This window comes from Bacteroides sp. L008 (assembly GCF_040812255.1).
Classification (GTDB): domain Bacteria; phylum Bacteroidota; class Bacteroidia; order Bacteroidales; family Bacteroidaceae; genus Bacteroides; species Bacteroides vicugnae.
Genome location: NZ_JBFNXO010000001.1, coordinates 4,797,664 through 4,814,443, shown reverse-complemented (window position 1 = coordinate 4,814,443; position 16,780 = coordinate 4,797,664). Strand labels below are relative to the sequence as shown.

General features: G+C 42.7%; 8 protein-coding genes. 6 read left to right on the top strand and 2 right to left on the bottom strand.

Translation table 11 applies throughout. The features are described 5' to 3' along the window. Window positions 1–107: 107 nt before the first annotated feature. Both AB3G73_RS18565 and AB3G73_RS18560 read left to right on the top strand, forming a co-directional pair. Window positions 108–2,696, top strand: coding sequence for a DUF4955 domain-containing protein (locus AB3G73_RS18565; RefSeq protein ID WP_148364216.1), 2,589 nt, complete (start codon window positions 108–110; stop codon window positions 2,694–2,696). 21 nt (window positions 2,697–2,717) lie between these two features. Further along, the gene (locus AB3G73_RS18560) at window positions 2,718–4,658 is read left to right on the top strand and encodes a PL29 family lyase N-terminal domain-containing protein (RefSeq protein WP_258979017.1); all 1,941 of its coding nucleotides are present in this window, start codon (window positions 2,718–2,720) and stop codon (window positions 4,656–4,658) included. Window positions 4,659–4,732: 74 nt separating this feature from the next. Here AB3G73_RS18560 and AB3G73_RS18555 read toward each other — a convergent pair whose 3' ends face one another. Continuing rightward, entirely contained in the window at window positions 4,733–5,902 is a 1,170-nt protein-coding gene (locus AB3G73_RS18555) for an ATP-binding protein (RefSeq protein ID WP_258979016.1), read from the bottom strand. Between the two features lie 166 nt (window positions 5,903–6,068). Between AB3G73_RS18555 and AB3G73_RS18550 the strand changes: the two genes are divergently transcribed. The 4 genes from AB3G73_RS18550 (at window position 6,069) to AB3G73_RS18535 (ending at window position 13,752) form a co-directional block, all read left to right on the top strand. Then, complete coding sequence (locus AB3G73_RS18550) at window positions 6,069–6,881, top strand: Cof-type HAD-IIB family hydrolase (RefSeq protein ID WP_217723357.1); 813 nt, start codon at window positions 6,069–6,071, stop codon at window positions 6,879–6,881. 231 nt (window positions 6,882–7,112) lie between these two features. Further along, window positions 7,113–8,594 carry a cysteine--tRNA ligase gene (cysS, locus tag AB3G73_RS18545; RefSeq protein WP_148364218.1) on the top strand — a complete coding sequence of 494 codons (1,482 nt, stop codon included), beginning with the start codon at window positions 7,113–7,115 and terminating at the stop codon, window positions 8,592–8,594. Window positions 8,595–8,836: 242 nt separating this feature from the next. Continuing rightward, window positions 8,837–12,097, top strand: coding sequence for a TonB-dependent receptor (locus AB3G73_RS18540; protein WP_342990992.1), 3,261 nt, complete (start codon window positions 8,837–8,839; stop codon window positions 12,095–12,097). A 14-nt stretch (window positions 12,098–12,111) separates the two neighbouring features. Beyond that, complete coding sequence (locus AB3G73_RS18535; protein WP_342990991.1) at window positions 12,112–13,752, top strand: RagB/SusD family nutrient uptake outer membrane protein; 1,641 nt, start codon at window positions 12,112–12,114, stop codon at window positions 13,750–13,752. 85 nt (window positions 13,753–13,837) lie between these two features. Here the strand turns inward: AB3G73_RS18535 and AB3G73_RS18530 are convergent, their stop codons facing one another. Then, window positions 13,838–16,699: a chondroitinase family polysaccharide lyase gene (locus AB3G73_RS18530; protein ID WP_367745349.1), complete on the bottom strand. Its 2,862-nt coding sequence runs from the start codon at window positions 16,697–16,699 to the stop codon at window positions 13,838–13,840. Between the last annotated feature and the right edge of the window lie 81 nt (window positions 16,700–16,780).

Here is a 16,780-nt window from a genome sequence, read left to right as displayed (position 1 = left end):
AATGTATTATTTCATCGTATTCCTGAATTTTTTTATCCATATATTCTTATTTTATCCGGTTATCTTTGCCATTGTGAAAATTATAAATAACCCGAAATAATAAACGTATGAAAAACAGGAGCATTACCTACCTATTACTATTTGGTATTTGCAGCATGTTGGCAATCATGCAATCGTGCCAGAAAACAGATGACCTGGAAGCAGACATCAATTCTCTGAAAGACCGTGTCGCTGCTTTGGAAAAAGCAACGGAAGGACTGAATACTTCATTTGCCAGTCTGCAAGCCCTTATGCAAAAAAACAAAGTCATTATCGGAATTACTCCGACTAAAGATGGTCTGGGATATTTGCTGGAACTTAGTGACGGAACAAGCATTAAAGTCATGGAAAGTGAAGCGGTACAGGCATCTGTCCCTGAATTTTCCGTAGATGAAGAAGGCTACTGGATATATAAAACAAGTAGTGATACCGATTTCAAATATCTGCCGGGAGCCGATGGAGAGAAAGTATCGGCATGGCCCCGTGATGAAGAAGGCAATGTGGTGGCAACTCCATTAATCAGCGTATCCTCCAGTGGATATTGGCAAGTGAGCTACGATAATGGACAAACGTATACAAGCTTAGGAACTAAGGCCGAAGGTGGAAGTCAGGGAGGAACCAGTATATTCAGTAAGGTAGAATATAATGAAGCAAACCATACTTTCTCATTCACATTATCCGATGGAGGAAAAACATATACCTTTCCGGTAGATGACACCTTTGGACTGATAATTTATGGTCTCAATGATGCCGACAGCGAACAAGCCGTGCAGGTTTTCGCCCCCAATGAGAATCATAAGGAATATAAAGTAGAACAGAATGACGTACAACAAGCCGTAGTACAAGCTCCTAAAGGATGGAATGTTCTTTTGTCCGAGAACTTGTTAACTATCACACCACAAGCAACTGCGACAAAGGATGTGGAAGAAACTATTAAAATTGTACTGACTTCATCAAAGAATTATATCCGTATTGTATCTATTGAAGTTAAACAACTTTCCAGCGAAGCCGGAGCAGAAGCCTGGCAGCAGTTTGTTAACGCTGACCAACAGAATGTGTTATTAGACTTTTCATACGCCGGATATAAGTATGGTGAAATGGCTCCTCCCGAAATAGAAACGCTAACAGCGCAAGGATATAAAGTATACGATGTTACAGATCCCAAATATGGAGCTATCCCCAACGACGGTAAATCTGACAGAGCAGCTTTCATGAAGGTCTTGGCAGAAATAGCGAGTCAAACAAAGCAAGAAGACAACAATATGACCGACCGATATATCAAGGAAAATGCTAAAGCTATTATCTACTTCCCCGAAGGAAACTATATTCTGCAAGATGAGGATTCTAAAGATCGCAGGATTCGTATATCAATGAGTGATATTGTTTTAAAAGGAGCCGGAAAAAACAAAACGACACTCGAAATGACCGCTGCCAATAATTCTCCCAAGCCAACCGAAGAGATGTGGAATGCTCCTGTCATGATGGAGTTCAAACACAATACAGGATTAGGAGAATCTGTCGGTACCATCACCGAAGACGCTCCGATAGGCAGCAAAACCATAACGGCTAGTTTAACAGGAGTAAGCGGAGGCAGCTGGGTATGCCTTGTGTTGGAAAATACGGATGACAATGTAATTAACTCCGAATTATATCCACACAAATGGGAAGATATTAAGATACAGCAAGGTGGTACTCCCAATATCAAGACAAAAGGGATTCAGATATACGAATATCATCAGATTGAGAAAATCAGCGGTAACAATGTTACCTTCAAAGAGCCGATCATGCACGCTATCAATAAAGATTGGGGATGGAAAGTACATAAGTTCGCAAACTATGCCAATGTGGGTGTAGAAGACCTGACCTTCAAAGGACACGCCAAAGAGAAGTTCATTCACCACGGCTCTGACATTGACGATGGTGGTTTTAAGCTCATCGATTTTGTGCGTCTGACCAATTCGTGGATGCGCCGGGTTAATTTTGAGAGTGTTAGTGAAGCCATGTCAATCACCAGTTCTGCCAACTGTTCTGCTTATGACATCACTATTGGCGGTAATCGTGGACATGCTTCTATCCGATCGCAAGCTTCTTCCCGTATCTTTATTGGAAAAGTAACTGAAAACAGCAATGGCTACACACTTAGAAAAGGAGAAGGTGAAAACACATTGATGGAATATAAAATGAATGTTGGACAATATCACGCTTGCGGTGTTTCAAAGCAAAGTATAGGTGCTGTAATATGGAATGTTAGATGGGGAGATGATTCTTGCTTTGAATCACATGCCACACAGCCACGTGCAACACTAATCGACTGCTGTTCCGGTGGTTTCATGCATTGGAGACAAGGAGGAGACTCTGCCCAAATGCCTAATCATATGGAGAATCTGACAATATGGAATTTCTATGCAACAAATGCACAAACAGACCAGGACATCGATACAGAAGGTAAATTTACCTGGTGGGATGGTAACGGCTTTTGGTGGAAATTTATGCCTCCTATCATTGTCGGTTTCCACGGAAGTCCTTTAGATTTTGATGATACTCAAATGAAACGACTCGAAAGCAACGGAACTGCTGTGGAACCATATTCACTCTATGAGGCTCAATTACGTAAACGTTTGGGATATGTTCCTTCTTGGCTATCCTCTTTAAAATAATAACTTTAAAACAATATAATCATGAAAAAAGTATGGAGTATGTTCATGTTATTGGCTGTATGCCTGGTAGCATGTACCAACATTGACGATTTGGAAGATGATGTAGACGCACTGAAAAAGCGCGTTACCGCACTCGAAACACAAGTACGTGATATAAATAGTAATACTGAAGCTCTTCGCGAACTTTATAATGAAGGAACATTTATTACTAATATAGAGGAAAAGTCTGATTCTTACACACTCACTTTGAGCAATGGAAAGACAGTAAATCTATATATGAAAAACGATAATAACCTCTTATGCCCTATTATCGGTATCGATTCAGAAGGCTACTGGACTGTTCTTTACAACAAAAATGAAACTCCGGAACGTCTGACTGTAAACGGACAACCTGTGAAAGCTAATGGAGAGAGTGGCAAGACTCCTACATTCAATGTAGATAGTGAAGGTTACTGGCAGGTTAGCTATGACGGAGGAAAGAATTATAGTTATATATACAAAGAAGGAACTACTGACAAAGTCAGTGCAACCGGTGACGGTTCTGCTCCGACAGAAGACAAAAACTTCAAGAGTGTAACAGTAGAAAACAACGAACTGGTCTTAGTACTTGCAGGTGAGGATGCTCCAACCATACGCATCCCTATCGTTAGCGATTTCGAATGTAGTTTTGCAGCCGAAGATTTAAAACAAGTACAGGAGTTTTCGGCAGGTGAAGTGAAAGAGTTTACCATGACCGTGAGAGGAGTAGAAAATACAATGATTACTGCTCCCGAAGGATGGAGTGCTAAATTCTCTAAGGAAGCTGGAAAAGAAAATGTATTGGTTGTTACTGCCCCTGTATCAAGCGCAAAGATGATGACTCGTGCAACAGCTGATAACAGTACTGATATTGCGGTATTGGCAACAAGCGGAAAGTACGCTATGATTGCTAAAATTCAGGTTAGTATTAAGAATCGTACGGATTACAAGGCAATGTTTGAAGCCGGAGAACTTCAGATCGGTGAAGAGACTCTAAATCCTGAAAATTATACAAGTAAGGTAATAGACAGTAATACAACAAGTGATATAAGTAGTGAGTTAGGTGCATCCGAAGGAACAATTTTGTTCCTAACAGGAACAGGTACGTTCACTATCAGCTCCAATAAAGCGATTAGTGCTCCTATCATCATTGTTGGACAATATCCTGACGAACGACCCAACCTGGAATTTGGAGAAACTGCTTATCTAAGTTTAAAGAGTGGTAAACTTCTGTTGAAGAACATCAACATTAAAGCACGGGCCGCAAACTACTTATTTAATAGTCCGGCTAGTGGTGATGCCACATTTACCAATCTGACTATTGAAGACTGTAAAATGACCAATATAACAAAAGCTATGTATTACGTAAGTGCTACTACTGTAGGTATTGGTAACATCACATTTAAGAATTCTTTATTCGAATTTGTGAATACTGGCAACATAGCTTTCTTTAATACTACAGCAACTGTTAAACCTAGTATTTTTGGTAAACTCATTCTCGAAAACAATATCATATATCATAAGACTGGCGTAAGTGCCATACAGATATTCAACTGGGCTACAACAACCAACACTACGGATGAAGGTACTATGACTGTTAATATTAAGAATAACAGCTTTATCAATGTCAAAGGCAGTAATGTATTTATCAAAGCAAATAAAGCCAACATTGATTACACAAATAATATTTTCTGTGTATCTTCCGAAAGCACCTTAACTTCATATCTATATGAATTAAAGGATGCAGGTTCTACAGTAAATACAACCGATAACATTTTGTATGATGCAAAGGTGAACTGGAACTATGCCAATAGTGATGTATGTAAACCCGCAAATAATACATTGTCGAAAGAGAGCACTATTCCTTTTACAGAAATTGATTGTATCAACGGGGTTTTCACTAAAGATCCTGCTTATATAAACAATGGTGCAACAATTGAATAAAACTCTTTTACCAGTTTAACAATAAAGCCGCATAACTTTCGTTATGCGGCTTTTATTTATCTAAATGCGAGAACCTAATATCCCATTCCGAACTGCCACAACGGCACCACATTCATAAAGCCTCTTTCAATATCATCCTTCACTACAAATCCTTTCTGTACCTCCTGAATCTGCTTTTGTCCCTTTTTCTTTCCTCCCACCTCAAATGTCATATCATCAATCAAGAAATCAGAAACAGGAGAAGCTACTACATCCGAAAAAATACGGGTCTGGTTCAAAAAGAAAGTCTCCCTGATATTTCCAATATTAAAATTATCTTGAGCCAGACTATATATCAAATTGGTATTATCCAGATAAATTTTATCTACTTTCCCTAACCCGCGTATTCCGCCGGTGGCGTCTCTCAACTGCGCTATCAACCCTGCCTCTTCAATATAAAGGCAATAATCGGATATATTATTACGGCTCACTTCAAGAATTTTAGCTATGTTGCTAAAATTAGGCTTGAACGGCACACTCTTGGCAATGATAGCAAGAAGTTGCTTAAGCTTACGCCCAGTGGAAACATTCATATCAGCAAATTGTGGTATGTCCGACTCCAAAGTCAAATTGATGATCTGTCGCAAACGTATATCAAAATCTTCCTCCAATGCAAAAGGATAGTAGCCTTTCCGCAAATAGTCATGAAAAAGTGGAAGCGGATGCTCCAAACCCGGAATTTCCACTTTATGCGCTACAATATCCCGCAAACTGTATATTTCAGAAGGTATACGATGAAATAAATACAAATACTCACGAAAAGAAAGTCCCTGCATCTGATACATGACAGCGCGACGACTCAAATCTGAAGCTCCTTTATTAATATCCAATACAGATGAACCTGTAAAGACTATATTCAATTCTGAATGATAATCGTAAATCAATTTAAGCTCTTTCGACCAGTCTTTATATTTATGAATTTCATCAATAAATAAATGCCTACCACCCATCTTGACAAAAGCATCCGCTAAGTCCAGCAAACGATGGCTCGCAAAATAAAAATCCTCGGCTGTCACATACAAAGAATCATTCAAATTCAGACTTTCTTTAATATGTTGTAACACAAGAGTCGTCTTCCCTACTCCTCTGGGCCCTGTAAGCCCTATCATGCGACTATTCCAATTTATCTTGGAATAAATATACCGGTGAAACTCTATATTAGTTTCCCGTATCATCTTGTTGAAATACTCAAATAACTTATCCATATATCATTGGTTTATAGGCAAAGATACGATTATTTGCACTGCGACAGTGCAAATAATAAAACAAATTGCACTATCACAGTGCAATTTTGGCTAAAACCACATCTTTTCCCCCACCACCTTGCAGAAAAACTTTTTTAATTTATCTTTGCATCCAAAACAACCCTACATGAAATACAAACTTATCGTGCTCGATCTTGACGGCACACTCACCAACTCTAAAAAGGAAATCACTCCCCGCAACAGGGAAACTCTGATACGTATGCAAGAGCAAGGAATACGACTGGTATTAGCTTCCGGACGGCCTACTTATGGCATTGTGCCATTAGCTAATGAGTTACGTATGAATGAATTCGGTGGATTCATCCTGTCCTATAACGGAGGAGAAATCATTAATTGGGAAACACAGGAGATGGTATATGAAAATGTGTTGCCTAATGAAGTCGTTCCAATGCTTTACGAATGTGCCCGTACCCATCAACTAAGTATATTAACCTATGACGGAGCAGAGATAATAACCGAAAACTCTCAAGATCCATACGTATTAAAAGAGGCCTTTCTCAATAAAATGGCAGTTCGGGAGACAAACGACTTCCTGACAGACATCACGCTTCCCGTAGCCAAATGCCTCATCGTAGGAGATGCCGATAAACTGATTCCACTTGAAGCTGAACTTTGTCTCCGGCTGCAAGGTCGCATTAATGTTTTCCGTTCAGAACCCTATTTTCTCGAATTAGTCCCGCAAGGTATCGACAAAGCTCTTTCTTTGGCCGTCCTGTTAAAAGAAATAGGAGTAGCACGTGAAGAAGTTATTGCCATAGGTGATGGCTATAATGACCTATCCATGATTAAGTTTGCAGGATTGGGGATTGCCATGGGAAATGCTCAAGAACCTGTAAAGAAAGCAGCAGATTACATCACTCTAAGTAACGAAGAAGACGGTGTAGCAGAAGCAATCAATAAGTTTTGTAATCAACAATAGCCAAACATTTACTGACATGCTGACAGAGTTTTAGTTTCTCGGTGAGAAACCTTTGGTTCCTCGTAGTGAAACTATTGTTTCCTCGGTGTGAAACTGTCAGTTTCATACCGGGAAACAAATCACCTTACTAGCAAAAACGACCCAACACTTAAAATCAACCGATTAAAGATAGGGCGCATATTCAGATTTTATACTAACTTTGCGACTCCAATAAAACAAATATAAAATGTTATGGAACATCAACTTACCATTTACAACACCTTAGATAGAAAGAAAGAGTTGTTTGTACCGCTTCATGCACCTCATGTAGGCATGTATGTGTGTGGACCGACTGTTTACGGAGATGCCCATTTAGGACACGCCCGCCCGGCTATAACCTTCGACGTGTTATTCCGCTATCTCACCCACCTAGGATATAAAGTACGCTACGTACGAAATATTACCGACGTAGGTCATCTGGAACACGATGCCGATGACGGAGAAGACAAAATCGCCAAAAAAGCACGTCTGGAAGAGTTGGAGCCAATGGAGGTTGTTCAATATTTCCTGAACCGCTATCATAAAGCAATGGAAGCGTTGAATGTACTTTCTCCAAGCATTGAGCCACATGCTTCAGGACATATCATTGAACAAATCCAACTGGTACAGAAGATTTTGGATGCCGGATACGCCTATGAAAGCGAAGGCTCCGTCTACTTCGATGTAGCCAAATACAATAAGGATTACCACTACGGAAAACTTTCCGGACGTAATCTGGACGACGTATTAAATACCACCCGTGACCTCGACGGACAAAGCGAAAAACGCAATCCTGCCGACTTCGCCCTTTGGAAAAAGGCACAACCGGAACATATCATGCGCTGGCCGTCTCCATGGAGCGACGGTTTCCCCGGATGGCACGCCGAATGTACCGCTATGGGACGCAAATACCTGGGTGAGCACTTCGATATTCACGGAGGAGGAATGGACTTGATTTTCCCCCACCACGAATGTGAAATCGCACAATCGGTAGCTTCGCAAGGGGACGACATGGTTCACTACTGGATGCACAACAATATGATTACCATCAATGGAACAAAGATGGGTAAATCACTTGGCAACTTCATCACACTGGACGAATTCTTCAACGGTACCCATAAGCTGTTGGCACAAGCCTACACACCAATGACAATCCGCTTCTTCATCCTGCAAGCTCATTACCGCAGTACGGTAGATTTCAGCAATGAGGCATTGCAAGCATCCGAAAAAGGCCTGCAACGTCTGATGGAAGCTATCGACGCATTGGATAAGATAACTCCCGCATCGGCAACTTCAGAGGGAATCAACGTGAAAGAGCTACGTGCAAAATGCTACGAAGCAATGAATGACGACTTGAATACACCGATTGTCATCGCACAGCTTTTCGAAGGCGCCCGCATCATTAACAATATCATTGCCGGCAATGCCACTATCTCCGCCGAAGACCTGAAAGACCTGAAAGAAACATTCCATCTGTTCAGTTTCGACATCATGGGATTGAAAGAAGAAAAAGGCTCTTCAGATGGTCGTGAAGCAGCTTACGGCAAGGTAGTAGATATGCTACTGGAACAACGTATGAAAGCGAAAGCCAACAAAGACTGGGCTACTTCCGACGAGATCCGCAACACACTGACAGCACTCGGATTTGAAATCAAAGATACCAAAGACGGTTTCGAATGGAGACTGAATAAGTAATATTTATATTTCCAAGCTTTACAATAAAAAGAAGATAGCAGGTCTGTAAAAGATCTGCTATCTTCTTTTTATTGTAAAGATACTGCTGCAAAAGGCATCATTCCTGCATACTGACTAAAAAATTCACATCAAAGATTAATTTTTCCACATTACAACTATAAATAATTTTTAATTTCGCATATCGTAACAGCATAAATTATCCTGTTATACACCTTATTTAATAACTATAAAAACATAAAATTATGGATCTAAAAACGCAAGTCCGAAAATTAGCAGTGACTCTTTTTCTGAGCATGCTATGTTTAATTGCCTTTGCACAAGGCCGTCAGATCACAGGTACAGTACTCGATTCAACCGGCGAACCTGTAATTGGGGCCAATGTAACAGAAATCGGTACAACCAACGGAACAATCACAGACATTGATGGGAAATTTACCTTGCCAGCCGTTTCAAAAGGTGCAAAAATCAAAATCTCGTTTATCGGCTATCTTCCACAAACAATTACAATTGCCGACCAGACAAACCTAACAGTAAAGCTGACGGAAGACCTTCAGACTCTTGATGAAGTGGTCGTTGTGGGTTACGGTGTGCAAAAAAAATCCGATTTGACCGGAGCAATCAGTAGTGTGGACAACGCAAAATTGACCGGCAAAGGTGCATCAACCGTCATGGAATCCTTGCAAGGACAAGTGCCCGGAGTCGATATTTCCCAATCATCCAGCCGTGTAGGCGAAAGCTTCAGCATTTCCATTCGTGGTAAAAGTACATTAGGTAGCAGTACAAGTCCTTTATTCGTAGTAGATGGAGTGGTATGTGATGATATCAATTTCTTGAACCCGTCGGATATAGAGAAAATAGATATATTGAAAGACGCCTCCTCCACAGCCATTTATGGTTCACGCGCCACGAACGGTGTAGTCATCGTTACTACTAAATCGGCTCAAGTAGGGGCGGAAATGAAAGTAAACGTTACATACGATGGTTATGTAGGCTATAAGACAGTAGCCCGCATGCCCGAATTCATGGACGATGTGGAATGGATGGATTATCGTTATATGAAATATACTTCTCCTGTGAAGAATGCGGGAATTGTGGATGGTCGTCTGCCACTTGAAATGACTGAGGGTAACCTTGCCTCTGTCTGGAATGACAAAGGAAATGCTCTTTCTACTAAGATGCGCGAACAGTTCATCAACAGAGATTTTACAGACTGGCGTGATTTGATGTTGAAGGACGGAACACAGCAGAATCACTTCATCCAAGTTGCAGGCGCCGGACAAAAAGTATCCTACCGCCTTGGAGCCGGCTATCAGCAGGAGGACGGAGTGATGGGCGATGGTATGAAACGCTTCAATGTGAAAATGGCTATTGACGGCAAAATCAATAAATATATCAAGGTAGGGGCAACAGCCAATCTAGTCGCTTTCAATTATGACTACGGTTCCAAACGTGCCGTTCAAGAGTCATTCCGCGCTAATGGATATTGGCTGCCTTATAACACAGAAACCGGTGAGGTCAACTACCTCCCGGGCAAAGATTTAGCACCGGGACAGGCTTCCAGCTCTACTTTCCCCGCCGGGTTTTCTTCTTCCGTTTCTCCGCTGATCGACTCTCAGAATTCGGAGGACAAGACGAAAGGATATCGTGTGCTGGGAACGATGTACGCCCAATATCAACCGGTCAATGACGTGATTATCAAGACTACCTTCTCTCCTACGTTCTCTACCCGTCGCAGAGGGGAATATTACGGAGGACTGTCGTCTGCACAATCCAGCACATATAATGCTTCAACAAACCCTACCGGAACTTCTTCGGCTACCGTCACCCGCAATGAATCTTTCTCCTATACTTGGGACACTCAGGTGAATTACGTCAAGACGGTCAAGGAAGACCATAGCTTTAACGCCATGGCATTGTTGAGCGTATACAGCACAGAAGCAGAGAAATACGCCTTAACCGGCGAAGGAGTCACTCCGAAAACATTATGGTATAATATGGGCTCTGCCAAAAGTTACAGCGATATTGAGAGTTCTTACGGAAAGGCGACCATGCTATCCTACGCGCTTCGTTTGAACTATGCTTATAAAGGACGTTATCTGGCGACAATCTCTTCCCGTTGGGATGGCTCTTCCAAATTTCAGGACGGACATCGCTGGGGAAGTTTCCCTTCCGCAGCTTTGGCATGGCGCATCAGTGAGGAATCATTTATCAAAGACAAAGCTCCGTGGATCAGCAACCTGAAACTTCGTGGCAGTTTCGGAGCAACGGGCAACAATGCTTCCGTAGGCAACTATGAAACTATGTTTCTAGCTAATCAGCTTTATTATTCCAGCTTTGGAAAGGGTTATGGTCCCGAAGTCATCAATGAGTTATTGAGCTGGGAGAAAACGACTGAGTTGAACTTTGGTCTGGACTTCGGTTTCTTCAACGGTCGCCTGTCCGGTACCATCGACTGGTATAACAAAACCTCCAAAGACCTGCTGATGGATCAGAAATTATTGCTTGAGCAAGGTTCTCCCACAGGTACAATGACTGCCAATGTCGGAAAAGTCCGCAACAGTGGTATCGAACTTATGTTGAAAGGTGTTTTGCTTCAGACCAAAAACTTTTATTGGGATGTCACCGCAACATTTGCTAAAAACAAGAATGAGATTCTCGAACTGCAAGGTAAAAAAGAAGATATGCGTGCTGAACGTTGGTTTATCGGACAGCCCATCGACGTGGCTTACGACTTACGTCAAACGGGCATCTGCACACAAGCAACAGCCAATGAGAAAGTAACGATTGACGGAGTGACGAAAACCAAGAGTGAATGGTATGGCTATTTTGAGGGCTGCATGACCTACGAAGACATCAACAAGGATGGTAAAATAGACGACAGCGACCGCCAGATTATCGGTCAGGCCATGCCCAAATGGACAGGTACTCTTTCCACGTCTTTCTCTTACAAGAACTGGGATTTCTCCATGTCTGTAAACACCAAACAAGGACACACGCTCTACAGTCCGTTTATGCAAGAATTCACGGATTATTCCGACCGTGGCCGTACGAAACTAAAAATGGACTTCTACATCCCGGAAGGTGCACCAGTATTCAACTACACATGGGATGGAAGCAATCCGTCTTCCCTGACTTCCGATCGCACAGTTGTTGCCGGACAAACCCACGTAGGCAGCTACCCCTACCCGCTCAACGATGTCAACTACAATCATGGTGGCGGCAATGGCTGGTACACTGGTAAGAACACTGAATTCAAGTCAAACAATTATGTAGATGCTTCTTATTGGAAAATCAAGAACATCACGCTGGGATATACTTTCGACAAGCAACTCACCAAGAAGATCGGTATCGAACATTTGCGTATATATGCCAACGTATTGAATCCGTTCACTTTCACAGACTATAAAGGATTTGATCCGGAATGGGCAGATGCCGCTATACTTGACGGAACAGGCGGCCCAAGTTCCATTTCTTACCAGATAGGTCTTAATGTTAAATTCTAATCACCATTACAATTATGAAAAAAATATATATACTTACAGCTACAGCACTACTAACCCTGTTTACCGGTTGCTCCGATTTCCTGAATCAAGACTTGAAATCCGACATTCCCGGTGCCGACTATTATGGAACAGCCGAAGGTTTTGAATCTCTGTCGAATGCAGCTTACAGTTCATTGCGTACCATATACGGCGGTGACCCGTGGCTCTTTGAAGGAGGAACAGATTTATTCGCTACCGGCCGTACATCCGTTCCGACGTGTAATCTGTACAGCAATGCCTATTCTGCCGCAGAGGAGAACGTGCAGACCTTTTATACAAATCATTACAAAGCCATTTCCTTGACTAATGAAGTTATTTACTGGGGTGAAAAAGAGGCAAGCCGTGCCGGTCGTATCGATGAAGCTCGCGGTCTGCGTGCCTTGTTCTATTTAAATCTGGTACAGCAATTCGGCGGCGTGCCGATGATAACGGAACGTTCCGCCACTCCTATCACAGGTATTGCCCGCAGCTCGGCAACGGATGTTTATGGATTTATCATTTCCGAAATGGGTGCATTATCCACTTCTGTCAACTTGCCTGAAAGTGCAACAGACGGCCGCTTCAACCGGAAAGCCGCCTACCACTACCTGGCTAAAGCCCTGCTATCAAGAGGATATCTTACCAATAATGACCAGGACTATCGTGACGCTATCACAGCTGCCAATGCAGCAGGTGCGGGAGCAGCTCTGACTACTTCATTCCCGACTTTATTCAGCAATGCAGGCGAAGGTAATGCCGAAGTCCTTTTCTCAGTGGTTTACAATGTTGCTACTGTCAACGACCCGAAAGCAGACGGAAACAAACAACAGGCTCATTTCTGCGATTACCTGGACGGACAGGAAAAAGGTCATAAATATACTTCGTCTACATTGACTCCCACCTTGTGGATGCATGAAGTCTTTAACACCAATACTTCCTCACCCAATCTGGATATCCGTTATGAAAGCACATTTATGACAGAACTTCGTCAAAGTTACTGGGATTATTACGATGACAATAAAAACACAAGTGCTGTCACCTACTACTATTGCCCGTCATGGGAAATAGAAAATGTGGATGCCTGGCGTGCAGCACTACCGAGTCGTGCTAATGCGCAAGTAGTGGAAATGCTTCCCATGGGTACCAACATCAATGGAGATGAAACCAGTTATGAAACAAAAATGAAAGAAGACGTGTATGGTGTTGCTTCCTTCCGCAAATTTGATGATACAGAGAACGGACGCACTTATTTCAGTACTACTTCTTCCATGCGTGACATTTATCTGGCTCGACTGGCAGAAACAAATTTAATTGCCGCCGAGGCATATGTGAAACTCAATGATGGAACAAATGCCGCTCGATACATTAACATTGTCCGCAATCGTGCCAATGCAACTTTAGCTACTGCAAGTGAAATGAATATTGACTATATTCTGAATGAACGTGCCCGCGAACTAGCCGGCGAATATCATCGCTTCGCTGACCTGACCCGTACCGGCAAACTTTCTGAGTATGCAAAAGCACACAATCCGGATATTAACAGTGACATTGATTCTAAATTTAATCTGCGTCCTATTCCATTGGCAGCTATGGAGCTGAATCCGGCATTGGAGGGAGACCAGAATCCTAAATGGTAGAAAAGAAATTGTTGAAAGAAAAAAGCAAGAGGTGCACAAAATGTGCACCTCTTATTCTTTACGATCATTTCTCTATAAAACTAAATCAATCGGATTGCATTACCATCTCAACAGGCTGCCCATGCTGGCAGACGACTGTCAACTGCGTGTTATTACCTTGTTGTTCCAACCGCACATTTTCCTGTGGATTCTTCAATGTCCAACGTCCTTTCAGCAATACCTTTTTAGTAATCGGGCGACTCGGTTCTTTCGTCGTATAAGTCTTTTCCGCAATATTCAGATTAGGGTCACATACACTGATACGAATCTTCCCTTCTCCTTCTTTACCTGCCATCACCATCGTTTCCGCCGGAATAGCGATGAATATTCTGTCGCTGGCTGGATGGTAGTTTTCAAATGCAGCATAGGCCGTAATCTCCGTTTTCCTGTCAAAGACTACGTGAGCAGTCTGATCGCGTTGCAACACCTCGTATACAGAGGTTTTACGCAGCTCGTCGAGTTCGGAAGCCGAAGGCTGAATCAGCACCATATACTCGTATGTTCCGTCTTTCGGAGCCTTACCATGTTCTATCCAGGCAGAAGAGAATTTCCCCTTGGTTACTTCACGTGTCTTTTCATGTCGTGATTCTTGATCTGCCACTTGTGAACGAACGGTTCCGTCCACTACATGATAATAATTGTCATAACCATCATGAAGCCAATAGTTATCCTCTCCCACCTTGGGCTCCTTCCCATTGTATTTTGTCTGGAAAAGAGTGGTTTCCGTAGGATAGTCCGCATTAGAGTTCGAGATACCTGTTCCCAGGCAAACCATCCGGTTATCAAAACAGAAAACAGATTTACGGGCCACAAAGTCCGGTGTGAAGTTCTCATAATCCCGTTCTGACAACTTCATGGCAAACATACCATTTTGGCCATTCAAAGAACTGCTTCCGGAAAAATTCTCTTTGGAGTGTGCCATAGTTGTTCCTTTCAGCGGACTGTCGAGTAACTCAAAAGGCAGATGAATGGTCGTTGTACCCGGCAAGCGATTCCAGTCCCATCCCTCCTGCACAAAGCCGCTTCCGGCACGTGACACGGGACTTCCTTTCCCCATAATCTGCACGGAACCATAGCTCTGATAACGTCCGTAACGGTTATCTTTCGTATAAATTTCAGCCCCCCATACATCAGTGGTATATCCTTTCAATGTCACCATCCAATCCGCACGACGGAAAATCCCCGCCGAACCGTAGTTGTAAACGAAGAATCCCTGTGGAGCCTGTGCCGGTTGAATACCTTCCTTCTTGAAGAAACGCGCATTCGGAGTATCACTATTGCGTATCAGACGTAAATAGTCGGCAGCCAGACCACGATCAAACGCGTTTCCCTGACCGGACAAATCGCCGGATAAAGCGATATTGGCAAATGCTTCGATATCATCGCTTCCCATCTTCCCTCCAAAAGGATGACGGCCACTGATTCCGATGCCCCATTCATAGAGATTACAATAATTGCGCATAGCAATAAAGGCTGATTTCATGTGTTTGCGCGCATCTTCTGTCAGCTCAAAACTTGTGCCATTGGTAAATGCAATATATTCTCCTACAGTCGCAAGTACTCCAGTAGTATATCCCGGATAGAAACCGCCATGATGGAACGTCGTACCGTCTACCTTTATACCACCGATCGTTCCCGGAGTATAACGCAAAGAAGAAGACAACCAATGCGACAAGCCGCTCAAAGCTTGCGCTTGTTCCCTTGCATCGGGAAACATCATAGCGGAAATAAACTTCGCCATCAATAACGTATGCCAGGAATCCAACAATTCGTCACGCGTTGGAGAACATGGCTGACGGGTTTCTTGCAGAGCCGCCCAAAAACGCAGTGTGGAGAGATAAGCATCCCGATGAGGATGTTTATAGATTGCATCACGCATCAGCCAGGCAGTCGTATATATCTTACGCACCTGATAACCATAATGATGATTGGTACCCATACCGCTGCCATAGGCAAATCCCTGATCGATAGCATAGTCGAACACAGTAAAGTAGTTTTTCTTTGATGTTTCGTTCCGGTTATAATAAGCATCATAGGCAAAACCGGAAAGCATCGTTTCAATATCATTCCATGACATCTCCCCTTTCTTCTTGTCCTGTTCATCAGGAGCAACAATAGGAGTTCCTATAAATCCCGTTCCGGCGATGGATGGACTGATAGCCGCTTTCTCAAACGTTTTATAGGCAGCATTAATCGGTCCTTGCGGAGCCTTTTTCACTTCCAAAAAGTCAGTCAAACGTTGTTCGATAGTCTTCAGCTCCTTCTTTTGCTCGCTTGTCAATTTAGAAGGCAGAGGAATAGCATACGACTGTTGTTCCCATTTCCACACCAGACACCAATGCCACAAATCACGATTAGACAGCCCATTATTAGCAGGCAACTGCTGGTCGGGAGTGGTACGAAGATTCATTTTCTTTTCCGGGAAAATGAGACGGTCAAGAAAGATACGTCCCTTCCGTTGCGGGGCAACCAGCCGATAGGCTACGATCTTCTTATCTTTCTTGTCGCCCTGCATATACTCAAAAGAGATCCAGCAAGCCCGCCATCCTGCTGCCTGCAAACGATAAGAGAACCAATAAGAGACTTCTCCCTCTTTATTCAGAAACTCAAAACGAATAGAATCCTGCTGTGGTTTCTCATTATAAATCCACAAAGTAATGCCGAACTGCTTCTCGTTTCTCGTATTCAACGATAAAGGAGCAATCTGAACATCCAGTGTAGAACCGGGCTGAAAGTCCCATTCCAGACTGCTTTCACCCTCCTTGTAAAAAAGAGAAGAGATTTTCACTTCTCCCTTTCCGGAAACTTTAAATGTTTCGGGCACTTCCTTTTCAAATCCGATGAGTTGGGCGAAAGCTGAAGGAATAATTCCCAAAAGGAATAATACTATAAAACAACTGTCTTTCATTACTGAATTGCTTTCGTTTTTTAGGCATGGATTACACGGATGAACGCGGTTGCCTTGCAACAATGAGAACACTAAAGACCG